Origin of the sequence: Paraburkholderia sp. RL17-380-BIE-A (assembly GCF_046028085.1) — a bacterium.
Taxonomy (GTDB): domain Bacteria; phylum Pseudomonadota; class Gammaproteobacteria; order Burkholderiales; family Burkholderiaceae; genus Paraburkholderia.
The window spans coordinates 55616-67439 of the sequence record NZ_JARESQ010000025.1; the positions used below are offsets into that span (position 1 = coordinate 55616).

Genomic DNA, 11824 nt, shown 5'->3' on the forward strand with positions numbered 1-11824 from the left:
ACTTTAAAAATGGATTAAACGAGCCAGATCGTTGAACAGCGCGATCGCCGACAACGCGACGATGCAGGCGAGACCCGCCCTCTGAAAAACGAGTTGCCAGCGATCGGAGACAACTTTACCGGTAACAGCTTCAACCAAATAATATAACAGATGACCCCCGTCCAATACCGGAATTGGTAACAGGTTCAGTACGCCAAGACTAATACTGACAAGGGCCAGGAACGACAGGAATGCAGAAGGACCTAGACGTGCGCTCTTTCCTGCGTAATCGGCGATCGTCACCGGCCCGGAAAGATTCTTGAGCGATGCTTCGCCCACGATCATCCTGCCGAACATCCGCACCGAATACACCGCGAGATCCCACGTGCGGCGCGCGCCCAGTTGCAGGCTTTCAACCGGCCCATAGTGCACGTCGATCGACGGCACCTGGGTAGCCAGTTCCGCGCCGATGCGACCGATCTGCTGGCCCGTCGCTTCGTCACGCTGCGCCTGCGGGACGATGTTCACGTCTTCGAGCTTGCCCGCCGCCTTACCTCCGCGCTCGACCTGCAACGTGACTGGTTTGCCGGCGTGCGATTTTACATAAGCGATAAAGGCCGTGGCATTTTCGGTCGGAATTCCGTCGACGGCGCGCAGACGATCGCCGGCGACGAGCCCAGCCTTTTGCGCCGCGCTGCCCGGCTGCACACCGGCCACCGTCAGCTTGCCACCACCCGGCTCGAAACCGAGATGCGACATGAAGTCGTCGTCGACGTCTTTTTCGGTGAGGCCGCGCAGATCGAGTTGAAAGTCCGACGTGCCGTGCGCGTCTTTCGCGCTCAGAACGACGCGCTTGTGATCGAATGCCGCACCCAGCAGTTTCCACCGCAGGTCCGACCATGAGCGCACCGGCTCGGATTGGCCGGCGTTCTCGGCACGCACGGCAACGATCGTCTCGCCGCCGTCGAAGCCGGCGAGCGCCGCGGGTGTATTCGGCGCGGGCGCCGCGACCACGGCCGCCGGCTCCGTCACGCCGGTGGCGAAGACGAGCGCGAACAGCACGATCGCCAGAAGGAAGTTCGCGACCGGGCCGGCCGCGACAATCGCAAAACGGCGCCACACGGACTGCCGGTTGAACGCATGCGGCAATGCTTCCACGGGAATCGGCTCGGCGCTGTTTTCGCGCTCGTCGAGCATCTTCACGTAGCCGCCGAGCGGCAGCGCGGCAATGGTCCATTCGGTGCCCGTCTTCGGGCTCACCCACTGGAACAGCGGCTTGCCGAAGCCGATCGAAAAGCGCAGCACCTTGACGCCGCACAGGCGTGCCACGCTGTAATGCCCATATTCGTGGACGACCACGAGTACGCCAATCGCGACCGCGAAGGCGAGCAGTTCGATCAGCAGGTTCATGAGCGCCTCACTGGACGGCGCGTTCCGTGCGACGGGCGCCGTCGGGCAGACGCGCGATGAATTCGGCAGCGGCGCGACGCGCGGCGGCATCCGCTTCGATCACGTCCTCGAGCGCGTGCGCGCTGCGGTTCGGCAGCGCGTTGAGCACCGCGTCGACCACTTGGGCAATCGCCATGAAACCGATCTGGCGCGCGAGGAAAGCCTCCACCGCTATTTCGTTCGCGGCGTTCAGCGCCGCGCTCGCGAGGCCTCCCTCGGCGAGTGCCTTGACAGCAAGGGCGAGACACGGAAAGCGCGTGTAATCCGGCTTTTCGAACGACAACGACGCGACCTGCAGCAGATCGAGTTGCGCCACGCCCGAATCGACGCGATCCGGAAACGCCAGCGCATGGGCGATCGGCGTGCGCATGTCGGGATTGCCAAGCTGCGCGAGCACCGAACCGTCGGCGTACGAGACCATCGAGTGGATCACGCTTTGCGGGTGAATCAGCACGTCGATGCGCTCGCCCGGCAGATCGAACAGCCAGTGCGCCTCGATCACTTCGAGGCCCTTGTTCATCATGGTGGCCGAGTCGACCGAGATCTTGCGGCCCATGACCCAGTTCGGATGCTTACAGGCTTCTTCCGGCGTGACGTCGACGAGTGTGGCCGGTTCGCGCGTACGGAACGGGCCGCCCGAAGCGGTCAGAATGATCTTGGAGACGCCGCCGTGCAGCGCGGCTTCGCGCGGCAGGCATTGGAAAATCGCGTTGTGCTCGCTGTCCACCGGCAGCAGGACGGCGCCGTTGTCGCGCACCGCGTCCATGAAGATCGCGCCGGACATGACCAGCGCTTCCTTGTTGGCGAGCAGGATGCGTTTGCCGGCGCGCGCGGCGGCAAGGCTCGGCGCGAGGCCGGCCGCGCCGACGATCGCCGCTACCACCGTATCGCAGCCGTCGCTCTTCGACACGTCGACGAGCGCCTGCGGTCCGTACGTGACCTCGGTCTTGCAACCCGCCTCGCGCAATTTCGCGGCGACGCTGGCGGCCGTGTCGGCGTCGCCGACCACCGCGACTTCGGGCTGAAAGCGCAGGCATTGCTCGACGAGCTTGTCGCCGTTGCGATGCGCGCTCAGCGCATACACCGAAAAACGCTCGGGATGACGCGCGACGACGTCGAGCGTGCTGTCTCCAATCGAGCCCGTGGAACCGAGCAGTGTCAGACGTTTTTGCATATCTCTTTCTCTAGCCGAGCAGCAGCATGGCAAGCGGCAGCACCGGCAACAATGCGTCGATGCGGTCGAGCACGCCACCGTGCCCCGGCAACAGGCCGCTTGAATCTTTCACACCGGCCTGGCGTTTCATCATGGATTCGAACAGGTCGCCCACCACACTGAAAACGACCAGCAGGGTCAGGGCGAGCAACGTGCGCACGGCGCCCCGATGCGCCAGCAACGCAGAATACAGGGTCGGCTCGAACGCATGCAAAAAGACCGCCGCCGCCGCGACGATCATCACCACCAGCCAGCCGCCGATCGCGCCCTCCCAAGTCTTACCCGGACTGATGGCAGGTGCCAGCTTGTGTTTTCCGAATGCTTTTCCCGAGAAGTATGCGCCGATATCGGCCAGCCATACCAATAGCAGCAACGACAGCACGAACGGCACGCCCTGCATGCGCGCGGCGACGAGAGCATGCCAGCACGCGACGAATACCACAATGCCGGCAACAAACAGAAAGGAGCGCCATGCGCCCTGGGCGAGCGTGGGCTTGCGCAACAGCACGAACGGACCGGCGATCACCCAGAAAATCGCGGCCGCCTGAAAGAGCGGCCTCGCCTGCTCGATACCGGTGCCAAGGCGCGTGCTGGCGACGAGCGCCACCGCGGCCACCAGCGCATAAATGACCGGGCCCGCGCCGCCCAGCTTGAGCAGGCGCGCCCACTCCCATGCGGCGAACACGACGACGAAGGCGATAAGCGCGCCGAACGCACCCACCGGCGCGAACAACGTCACCGGCAGGAAGACCGCCAGCAGGATGATCGCCGTGATGACACGGGTTTTTAGCATGGAAGCGAATCGACGTTTTGCGATTGCGGCTCGAGTTGAGCACTGGTGCGGCCGAAGCGGCGTTCGCGCTCCGCGTACGAAGCGATGGCGTGGCCGAGCGCGTCGGCGTCGAAATCCGGCCAGAACGTGTCGGTGAAGTAGAACTCGGTGTAAGCGAGCTGCCACAGCAGGAAGTTGCTGACACGGCGCTCGCCGCCGGTGCGGATGAACAGATCCGGCTCCGGCGCATAAGCCATGGAGAGGTGCTCGGCGAACGATTCCTCGGTCACCTCGACCGCCTTGCCCGCCAGCGCCGACTGTTCGGCGAGCTTGCGGGTGGCCTGCATGATGTCCCAGCGGCCGCCGTAGTTCGCGGCGATCGTGAGTGTAAGGCGGGTATTGCGCGCGGTCTTGGTCTCCGCGCGCTTGATCAGGTCGCGGATGCGCGTATCGAAGCGCGACAGATCGCCCACTACCCGCAAACGGATGCCGTTGGCGTGCAGTTTGCCGATCTCGCGCTCCAGCGCGGTCACGAACAGGCGCATCAGGAACGACACTTCGTCGTTGGGACGACGCCAGTTTTCCGAGCTGAAAGCGAACAGCGTCAGATATTCGACACCCTGACGGGCGCACGCCTCGACGGCCGCACGCACCGCGTCGACGCCGCGCGTATGGCCCGCCACGCGCGGCAGGCGCCGCTGGGTGGCCCAACGGCCGTTGCCGTCCATGATGATCGCGATATGTCGCGGCACCGCGGCGACATCAGGCACGCGCACGGTTGAGCTGGTATAGGTCATGGCCGTCGGGACAGTGACTGCAAATAAAGAAGTGGAAACCCTGAAAGTACCGAGTGCCCCCAAACCTGGCGCTTCACGCCAGCCGCCCGAGGGGGCAATCCCCGAAGGGGATGTCCTGCGGGGCGGAAAACCTGGGGCGGCCCGGCGTTTTTCTGAGAGGCGACCGGCCTCAGACCGTCATGATCTCGGCTTCTTTCGTCACGACGAGTTTGTCGATTTCGGCAACGAACTTGTCCGTCAGCTTCTGAACGTCGTCACCGGCACGACGCTCGTCGTCTTCCGAAATTTCTTTGTCCTTCACGAGCTTTTTCAGTTGCTCGTTTGCATCACGGCGCAAATTGCGCACGGCGACCTTGGCCGTTTCCGCTTCGCTCTTGACCACTTTGGTCAGTTCGCGGCGGCGCTCTTCGGTCAACGCGGGCATCGGCACGCGAATCACGTCGCCTTGCGTGGCCGGGTTCAGGCCGAGGTCCGACTCGCGGATCGCCTTTTCGACGACCTGAACCATCTTCTTTTCCCACGGCTGCACGCCAATCGTGCGGGCGTCGATCAGCGTCAGGTTCGCGACTTGTGAAATCGGCACCGGCGAACCGTAGTAATCGCACTGGATGTGATCCAGCAGGCCCGTATGCGCACGGCCCGTGCGGATCTTCGACAGGTCGTTCTTGAACGCGTCGATGGAGCGCTGCATCTTTTGTTCAGCGCCCTTTCGGATATCAGCCACAGACATTTTTAAACCTCCGAACCTTCAAAACGGTGCGAGCCGGCCAGCGCGCGCAAGATGCGGCGACCCGGGCTCGCGTCAAAGCCCACGTTATGTGAACGAGAGTTTACACGTGGACGAGAGTGCCTTCGTCCTCACCTTGTACGATGCGCTTGAGCGCGCCCGGCTTGACGATCGAAAACACCCGGATCGGCAGCTTCTGGTCGCGGCACAGTGCGAACGCCGTGGCGTCCATGACCTGCAGATTGCGGCCGATTGCCTCGTCGAAGCTGATCGTGGTGTAACGGGTCGCGCTCGGGTCTTTCTTCGGGTCGGCGGAGTAGACGCCGTCCACCTTCGTTGCTTTCAGCACGACTTCCGCGCCGATTTCCGAGCCGCGCAGCGCTGCGGCCGTGTCGGTCGTGAAGAACGGGTTGCCGGTGCCGGCCGCGAAAATCACGACTTTGCCTTCTTCGAGCTGGCGAATCGCGCGGGGCCGGATGTACGGCTCGACCACCTGGTCCATGCGCAGCGCCGATTGCACGCGCGCCTCGATACCGGCGTGGCGCATGGCGTCCTGCAGCGCCAGGGCGTTCATCATGGTGGCCAGCATGCCCATGTAGTCGGCCGTGGCGCGATCCATACCCGCCGCGCCGCCCGCGACGCCGCGGAAAATATTGCCGCCGCCGATCACCACGGCCAGCTGCGTTCCGAGACGGACCACTTCGGCCACGTCCGCCACCATTCGTTCGATGGTCGCGCGATTGATGCCAAAGGCATCGTCGCCCATCAGAGCTTCACCGGAGAGTTTGAGCAGGACGCGTTTATAGGCAGTGGGCATAGGGGTATCCAGATCGCGCAGAACAGGGCAACAACAAGGGACTAATGTAGGGGTGAAATGCTGATTCGGGCAAGCGTCGCCAAATTGACGAACCCTGGGGTTCGCCAGCGGCGGCTGCGCCACGAGGGTCAACCCGCGCGCAGCCTTGCGGCGCTGCCGACCGCGGCAAAGTCTTGCTCTGCCGCGGGTCCAACGATACAACAGTGATGCTTGGGTGAGACTTATTGTTGCTTTGCAGCAGCGACTTGAGCGGCCACTTCAGCTGCGAAGTCGTCCTGCTTCTTCTCGATGCCTTCGCCGACCACGAACAGTGCGAACTTCTGCACGCTCGCGTTGCCGGCCTTCAGCATCTGTTCGATCGTCTGCTTGTCGTTCTTAACGAACGTCTGGTTCAGCAGCGACACTTCCTTCAGGTACTTCTGCACGCTGCCGTCGACCATCTTGGCGACGATTTCAGCCGGCTTGCCCGATTCGGCGGCCTTCTGTTCAGCAATGCTGCGTTCCTTGGCGATCAGATCCGCCGGCACGTCGTCCGACGACAGCGAAACCGGCTTCATTGCGGCGATGTGCATTGCCACGTCCTTGCCGACCTGCTCGTCCGCGCCCGTGTACTCGACCAGCACGCCGATACGCGTGCCGTGCAGGTACGCTGCCAGCTTGTTGGCGGTGTCGAAGCGCACGAAACGGCGGATCGACAGGTTTTCGCCGATCTTGCCGACCAGCGCGAGACGCACTGCGTCGACCGTCGAGCCGTCCAGCGGCAGTGCCGACAAAGCAGCGACGTCAGCCGGGTTTTGCGTAGCGACCAGCTCAGCGACCTTCTTCGAGAAAGCCAGGAAGTCGTCGTTCTTCGAAACGAAGTCGGTTTCGCAGTTCAGCTCGACCAGCGAACCTGCATTGCCGCCGATGAACGATGCGACCACGCCTTCAGCCGTCACGCGCGACGCTGCCTTGCTGGCCTTGTTGCCCAGCTTCACGCGCAGCAGCTCTTCAGCGCGCGCCATGTCGCCGTCGGCTTCCGTCAGCGCCTTCTTGCATTCCATCATCGGCGCGTCGGTCTTTGCGCGCAGTTCTGCAACCATGCTTGCGGTAATTGCCGCCATCATTTGCTCCTTGAGTTCCGTCTGTCACACGCCGCCCGCATTTCGATGCCGGCGGCAAGAATTCGTTTCAGCGTTGCGCGTACTTTTTTACGGACAACGCCTGGGCACCGCTCGGAAGACTGCCGGCCGCACCCTACTACAATATCGCGGCTTAAAAAAAGGGGGCCTGTAGAAAGCCCCCTTTTTTGCCGGACACGGGGCAGCTTTACGCTTCCGCGTTGACCTCGACGAACTCGTCGCCGTCGCCACCACGTGCAGCCTGCACCACTTCGTTGACCGCGTTCGCACGGCCTTCAACGATCGCGTCAGCCACGCCAGCCGTGTACAGAGCGACAGCCTTCGAGGCGTCGTCGTTACCCGGGATCACGTAGTCGATGCCTTCCGGCGAGTGGTTCGTGTCGACCACGGCGATGACCGGAATGCCGAGCTTGTTGGCTTCGGTCACGGCAATCTTGTGGTAGCCGACGTCGACTACGAAGATCGCGTCCGGAATGCCGCCCATGTCCTTCACGCCGCCGATCGACTTTTGCAGCTTGGCCATTTCGCGTTCGAACAGGAGCGCTTCCTTCTTGCTCATGCGTTCGGTTTCGCCTGCTTCCAGCGCCGCTTCCATGTCCTTCAGGCGCTTGATCGATACCTTCAGCGTCTTGAAGTTGGTCAGCATGCCGCCGAGCCAGCGAGCGTTGACGTACGGCATACCAGCGCGTTGTGCTTCTTCAGCGATGGTGTCGCGCGATTGACGCTTCGTGCCCACGAACAGGATCGTGCCGCGGTTCGCCGCCAGTTGACGCGCGTACTTCAGCGCGTCGTTGTACATCGGCAGCGTCTTTTCGAGGTTGATGATGTGAATCTTGTTGCGATGACCGAAAATGAACGGGGCCATCTTCGGGTTCCAGAAGCGCGTTTGGTGACCGAAGTGGACACCGGCTTCCAGCATTTGACGCATGGTAACTGCCATGAAAATCTCCGCGAGGGTTGGGTCTTAAGCCGGCTGCCGTATCGGCCGCGCCGCCATTTCATCTATCTGGCTGAACGCGACGGACACCCTGGGTGCGCCGGCTTGCGAGTCTGCTGCCTTATCATGCTTTACCACCTCATGGCGCAGGCAACCAGCGCCATGAGAAGCCGCTCCCGCCAAACTTTTCACTCACATGGAGACCATATGAAGCAATAAAGCAAGACAGAGATCGACTTAGCCAAAGATTATAGCACGCGACTATTGCACGACTCAACCTGCTCCGGTAGCTCCTGTCTGACGCCGCCGGTTGCACCCGCGTACTCGCCGCCCGCCCCCGATCGACTAGCCCGAGCCAGCCGACCCAACCCGCCCTGGCATGGTGCAATGCCGACTGCGGCGCGCCTTCGACACTGAGCGGCATTGCGCCACCGCGGCGAAAGCCGCCTGCTCAATGGACCACCTCAGGGACCACCTCAGGGACTCGCGCACGAGCCCTCGACAGGCGTCACTCCCGTCGCAAAAGCCTGCGGCGGCAGGAATATGGTGCGATAATCTCGCAATAAATCGCATTTCAGGCCCGACTCATGGCTATTACGCTCAAAAACGAACACGATATCGCGCAGATGCGCGTCGCTTGCAAACTCGCGAGCGAAGTGCTCGACTACATCACGCCGTTCGTCACGGCGGGCATCACCACTGGCGAACTCGACCGCCTGTGCCACGAATACATGCTGAAGGAACAGGGCACGATTCCGGCGCCGCTGAACTATCAGCCGCCCGGCTACCCGCCCTACCCGAAAGCCACCTGCATTTCCGTCAACGACGTGATCTGCCACGGCATTCCGGGCGACAAGACCTTGAAGAACGGCGACGCGCTGAATATCGACGTCACCGTCATCAAGGAAGGCTATTTCGGCGACACCAGCCGCATGTTCATCGTCGGCGAAGGCTCGATCCTGGCCAAACGTCTGGTTCAGACCACCTTCGAATGCATGTGGCTCGGCATCGACCAGGTGCGTCCGGGCGCCCATCTCGGCGACATCGGCTATGCGATCCAGAAGCATGCGGAAGGCCAGGGCTACAGCGTGGTGCGCGAATATTGCGGTCACGGTATCGGCACGGTGTTCCACGAAGACCCGCAGATCCTGCACTACGGCCGCCCCGGTACTGGGCTCGAGCTGCAAACCGGCATGATCTTCACGATCGAGCCGATGATCAATGCCGGCCGCCGCGACATCCGCACCATGCCGGACCAGTGGACCGTCAAAACGAAAGACCGCAGCCTGTCGGCGCAGTGGGAGCATACCGTGCTCGTCACCGAAACCGGCTACGACGTGCTGACCGTTTCGGCCGGCACGCCCGCGCGTCCGCCGATCGTCGCGGCCACCGCCTGACTGACTTCCGAACCCACCGCCGCCTGCCAATGAGTAGTGTTCCAGCCCTCGCCCAATCCCCTGCCAGGTCGCTCAAGGCGGAGTACAAAGTGGCCAAAGCCCAACTGCTGGAACGCTTCAGGACGGCCACCAACGTCGAGGCGCTGATGGCCTCGCTCGCGCGCGCCACCGACGATTCCCTGCGCGCCGTCTGGAACACCTGCGACCTGCCGCCCGAGCTGGCCTTGCTGGCGGTGGGCGGCTACGGGCGCGGCGAACTGGCGCCGCACTCCGACATCGACATTCTGGTGTTGCTGCCCGACGCGCCGATCGGGCATCTGGAAGCCCGCATCGAACGCTTTATCAGTCTCGCCTGGGATTTGGGGCTCGAACTGGGCAGCAGCGTACGCAGCGTGTCGCAATGCCTCGATGAAGCCGCCAACGACGTCACGGTGCGCACCTCGCTGCTCGAAGCACGGCGCATAACCGGCAGCGCGGAATTGTTCGACGACTTCGCGAAACGTTACCGCGACGCGCTCGACCCCAAAGCCTTCTTCCAGGCAAAAGTCCTGGAAATGCGCCAGCGCCACGCCAAATTCCAGGACACGCCTTACTCGCTCGAACCCAACATCAAGGAGAGCCCGGGCGGCCTGCGCGATCTGCAACTGATTCTGTGGATCACCCAGGCGGCCGGTTTCGGCAGCAGCTGGCGCGAACTCGAAGCGCGCGGCCTGATCACCGAGCGCGAGGCGCGCGAACTGCGTCGCAACGAGAGTTTCCTGAAAGCGCTGCGCGCGCGGCTGCATGTGATCGCCGGGCGTCGTCAGGACATCATGGTGTTCGACCTGCAAACGGCGGTGGCGGAGAGCTTCGGCTACAAGCCGACCGCCACCAAGCGCGCGAGCGAACAGCTCATGCGCCGCTACTACTGGTCTGCCAAGGCTGTCACGCAACTCGCCACGATCCTGATCCAGAACATCGAGGCGCAACTCTTTCCCAGCACGAGCGGCGTGACGCGTGTGCTGTCGGACCGCTTCGTCGAGAAGCAGGGCATGCTGGAAATCGCCAGCGACGACGTGTTCCAGCGCGAGCCGAACGCGATCCTCGAGGCTTTCCTGCTGTACGAACAGACGCCCGGCGTAAAAGGCCTGTCGGCGCGCACCCTGCGCGCGATCTACAACGCCCGCGACGTAATGGATCAGCATTGGCGGCGGGACCCGGAAAACCGGCGCCTCTTCATGGACATTCTGAAGCAGCCGGCCGGCATCACGCACGCACTGCGCCTGATGAACCAGACCAGCGTACTGGGGCGCTATCTGCTCAACTTCCGGCGCATTGTCGGGCAGATGCAGCACGATCTGTATCACGTCTACACCGTCGACCAGCACATTCTGATGGTGCTGCGCAATCTGCGGCGCTTCGCCGTGGCCGAGCACGCGCACGAATATCCGTTCTGCAGCCAGCTGATCGCGAACTTCGACCGGCCCTGGGTGCTGTACGTGGCGGCGCTGTTTCACGACATCGCCAAAGGCCGCGGCGGCGACCATTCCACGCTCGGCATGGCCGACGCGCGGCGCTTCTGCCGCAATCACGGCATTCTCGGCGACGACGGCGAACTCGTCGTGTGGCTGGTCCAGCAGCATCTGACCATGAGCCAGGTCGCGCAGAAGCAGGATACGAGCGACCCGGAAGTCATCAAGCGATTTGCCGAACTGGTCGGCACCGAGCGCCGCCTCACGGCGCTCTACCTGCTGACCGTGGCCGACATCCGCGGCACCAGTCCGAAAGTCTGGAACACGTGGAAAGGCAAGCTGCTCGAAGATCTGTACCGCGCCACCCTCTCCGTGCTCGGCGGCGCACGTCCGGATGCGCATTCGGAACTGAAGTCCCGGCAGGAAGAAGCGCTTGCGCTGCTGCGCCTCGAAACCGTGCCGGAAGGCGCGCAGAGGGCGCTATGGGACAAGCTCGACATCGGCTATTTCCTGCGTCACGATGCGGCGGATATCGCGTGGCAAACACGTGTGCTGTATCGCCATGTCGAAACGCCGACGCCGATCGTGCGGGCCCGTCCGTCGCCGATCGGCGAGGCGCTCCAGGTGCTGGTCTATGTGAAGGATCAGCCCGATCTGTTCGCCGGCATTTGCGCATATTTCGACCGCAATGGCTTGTCGGTGCTCGATGCGCGGGTCAGCACGACCCGTCACGGTTACGCGCTCGATAATTTCCTCGTCGCGCATACCGAAGAAGACGTGCATTATCGCGATATTGCCAATCTGGTCGAACAGGAACTGACCGCCCGCCTCACCGGCGACGGCACCCTGCTTCCGGGACCGTCGAAAGGCCGTCTTTCACGGCTGTCGCGGACCTTCCCTGTTACGCCGCGCGTCGATCTTCGGGCCGACGAGCGCGGCCAATATTACATCCTGTCCGTGTCGGCGAACGACCGGCCAGGCCTTCTTTATTCGATTGCGCGCGTGCTGGCCGAGCATCGGGTCGGCGTCGCTTCGGCGCGGATCAATACGCTCGGCGAACGCGTCGAAGACGTGTTCCTGCTTGATGGACGCGGCCTGTCTGACAGCCGCCTGCAAATTCAGGTCGAGACCGAACTGCTGCGCGCGATTGCAGTGTGAGATTTC

At 63.0% G+C, this 11824-nt stretch carries 10 protein-coding genes; 2 read left to right on the forward strand and 8 right to left on the reverse strand.

Going from position 1 to position 11824, the window contains the following annotated elements; genetic code table 11:
- Positions 1 to 3: 3 nt before the first annotated feature.
- From rseP to rpsB, 8 genes are all read right to left on the reverse strand, one after another.
- Entirely contained in the window at positions 4 to 1389 is a 1386-nt protein-coding gene (gene rseP / locus P0D68_RS31805; protein ID WP_091800373.1) for an RIP metalloprotease RseP, read from the reverse strand.
- 7 nt (positions 1390 to 1396) lie between these two features.
- Complete coding sequence (locus P0D68_RS31810) at positions 1397 to 2602, reverse strand: 1-deoxy-D-xylulose-5-phosphate reductoisomerase (protein ID WP_091793338.1); 1206 nt, start codon at positions 2600 to 2602, stop codon at positions 1397 to 1399.
- A 10-nt stretch (positions 2603 to 2612) separates the two neighbouring features.
- Complete coding sequence (locus P0D68_RS31815; protein WP_408302772.1) at positions 2613 to 3434, reverse strand: phosphatidate cytidylyltransferase; 822 nt, start codon at positions 3432 to 3434, stop codon at positions 2613 to 2615.
- Positions 3428 to 4210, reverse strand: coding sequence for a polyprenyl diphosphate synthase (gene uppS, locus P0D68_RS31820; RefSeq protein WP_091793334.1), 783 nt, complete (start codon positions 4208 to 4210; stop codon positions 3428 to 3430). Before uppS ends, P0D68_RS31815 begins: the two co-directional genes overlap by 7 nt.
- A 169-nt stretch (positions 4211 to 4379) precedes the next feature.
- Positions 4380 to 4940: a ribosome recycling factor gene (frr, locus tag P0D68_RS31825; RefSeq protein ID WP_012433445.1), complete on the reverse strand. Its 561-nt coding sequence runs from the start codon at positions 4938 to 4940 to the stop codon at positions 4380 to 4382.
- A 100-nt stretch (positions 4941 to 5040) separates the two neighbouring features.
- Positions 5041 to 5754: a UMP kinase gene (gene pyrH / locus P0D68_RS31830; protein WP_011488865.1), complete on the reverse strand. Its 714-nt coding sequence runs from the start codon at positions 5752 to 5754 to the stop codon at positions 5041 to 5043.
- A gap of 221 nt (positions 5755 to 5975) precedes the next feature.
- Positions 5976 to 6857 carry a translation elongation factor Ts gene (gene tsf, locus P0D68_RS31835; RefSeq protein WP_091793333.1) on the reverse strand — a complete coding sequence of 294 codons (882 nt, stop codon included), beginning with the start codon at positions 6855 to 6857 and terminating at the stop codon, positions 5976 to 5978.
- Positions 6858 to 7062: 205 nt separating this feature from the next.
- Positions 7063 to 7815, reverse strand: coding sequence for a 30S ribosomal protein S2 (gene rpsB / locus P0D68_RS31840; protein ID WP_007181432.1), 753 nt, complete (start codon positions 7813 to 7815; stop codon positions 7063 to 7065).
- A gap of 584 nt (positions 7816 to 8399) precedes the next feature.
- Between rpsB and map the strand changes: the two genes are divergently transcribed.
- Positions 8400 to 9209: a type I methionyl aminopeptidase gene (gene map, locus P0D68_RS31845; RefSeq protein ID WP_091793331.1), complete on the forward strand. Its 810-nt coding sequence runs from the start codon at positions 8400 to 8402 to the stop codon at positions 9207 to 9209.
- A gap of 29 nt (positions 9210 to 9238) precedes the next feature.
- Positions 9239 to 11818 carry a [protein-PII] uridylyltransferase gene (locus P0D68_RS31850; protein WP_408185699.1) on the forward strand — a complete coding sequence of 860 codons (2580 nt, stop codon included), beginning with the start codon at positions 9239 to 9241 and terminating at the stop codon, positions 11816 to 11818.
- The last annotated feature ends 6 nt before the right edge of the window (positions 11819 to 11824 follow it).